Source organism: Caldisericota bacterium, assembly GCA_034717215.1.
Lineage (GTDB): Bacteria > Caldisericota > Caldisericia > Caldisericales > Caldisericaceae > UBA646.
The window spans coordinates 1-2040 of record JAYELD010000068.1 but is presented as its reverse complement, the minus strand read 5'-3'; the positions used below and the strand labels follow the sequence as shown (position 1 = coordinate 2040).

The following is a 2040-nucleotide window of genomic DNA, read 5'->3' as shown; positions in this document are numbered from 1 at the left end:
TCCTTTTTGACCTTCGGTGGTGCAGAAAACGTAAGCAAAAACTTCCCAACCTCTTCTTTGTATTCCATTAGCACCGGATCAATATAAATTACCTTATCTGTAGAAACAACTGAAACATTTAATGTTACCGAAAGAAGGTCTAACGAGATAAAAAATTCTCTGTTCCTTTCCAAAAGTTTACTCTTATCAACTACTGCTTTTTCTCCAAATAAACTTATACTAACATTTCCATCTTGCACAATAGGTTCTGTATTAAAATAATTCAAAAAATCGTTTAAACTCAAATACTCCTTATTGTCTAAATTTTCTACAGAGGCATAAATCCCCGTGCCAGAAAAATCTATTCTCTTCTCACCAACTTTAGGTAACTCTAAATGCAGTATAAAAGTTTGGCTATCTTTCATCTCTCCTTTAAAAGGAACCCTGTTATTTAAATCCGTAGTAACCGACACAGAACTACCTAATTGTTCCCATCGCACACGAATAATCGGAGGAAGATTAATCAAAAGAGCATTCTCATTTTCCGCAATTGTGCCTGTAAAATTGGCTGTAAGTCTCACAGGATTCTCTAACATAGATAAAGAAGGAATAGATAAATTTTTGCCCTTAATCACAATATCTATTCCGTTAGACACAATCGTCCAGGTTACTTTGTTTATCTCACTTTTTCCTTTATCGCTAGTAATAACTAAGTCAGAACGAACCCATCCTGTTTCTCCGCCGACATTTATTTCATACCAGACTTCCTTTTTTTCATTTTCTCCAACGCCTCTAATCATTACATTTGTTCCAGGTTTCAACACAGTCTGCACAGAATAACTTGTAGAAGGACCTCCCCTAACATTGACAACGTCCTCTACTTTTCCTTCACTACCTATTTTAGATAGATCTAACGAAGGAGATGAAACAACATCAAAAAGAGGAGCATATGCCCACCCAATTTTGCCTTTGTGCTGAACCTCCAGCCAAATTTCTGTCTCTTCATTTCTTGCAATGCCCACAACAAGCAATTCACTTCCTTTGTCTATCAGATCTATTCTCATATAGTCAAGTGACGGTCCTTCTCTGAGATTTATATAGTACAAAGCCGTTGCTTTGGAAGTTTCATCACCAGTTTCTGGAGGAGTTTCTGGAATCTTTTCTACTTTTTTGGTATACCAACCTGCAATATATCTATACTTCCCGTTTTTATCCTGATACCTGTACCATGTTTCTCCATCTGATCTCCTTATAATCCGCTGCACACTAACCACATTGCCCTTATTTAATACATCTACCATAGCAAATCCCACGCCAGGTCCTACCCTCACGTTTAACACATCCGCAAAGACTTCTGCGTCAAAATCTGCATCCTCTCCCTGTATCGTAATATTTATATTGCGCGTAAGCCATGAGGCAATGTATCCTGTAGTATTTTTATTAAAATCATACACCCTATACCACTTTTCACCTCTAGTATTATTCTGAGTAAAAAGAAGTTCCAATAAAGTTCCTCTATCTGCCCGATATAAAATGTTATTTTCTGTTCCCGGTCCACTTCTTATATTTACAGAAGAGACACTAACCTCTATCAAATAATATCCAGCGGCATTAGCTATTGGAACAAATGTGAAAATAATCATAATAAATAAAATGACAGATAATATCTTTTTCATCTTAATCTCCTTACCCTGCTTATCTCTCTTTTTATCCTTTTTTCCTCTTCTTTTCTCTTGTCGCCAAACAGCTTTTTAGAACGCACAAGTGCAATTTTCACCTTTATCCGATTGTGCGCTGTATGAACATCGAGAGGAATAATTGTATATCCTTTCTCCTTTACTCTTGAACTCCATTTAATAATTTCATACTCGTGAAGTAAAAGCTTCCGCCGCCGTCTTTCACCTTTTACATTGTGCGCCGAAGGATTTGTCGCGATAAACATCTTGTATATAAAAAATTCGCCGTTTCTTTCCTTTATAAAACTGCCATGCAAATTCACCTTTCCAGCCCTCACAGATTTCGTCTCGTACCCTTCCAGTTGGATACCGGCTTCCTTTGTGT

At 37.0% G+C, this 2040-nt stretch carries 2 protein-coding genes; both read right to left on the bottom strand.

Annotated elements, in window-relative coordinates:
- The coding region (locus tag U9Q18_02800; protein ID MEA3313286.1) for an SH3 domain-containing protein at nt 1-1655 on the bottom strand (1655 nt) is incomplete at its 3' end.
- Nucleotides 1652-2040 (bottom strand): SsrA-binding protein (locus U9Q18_02795; protein MEA3313285.1); only part of this gene is annotated, 389 nt, incomplete at its 5' end. The genes U9Q18_02795 and U9Q18_02800, both read right to left, overlap by 4 nt.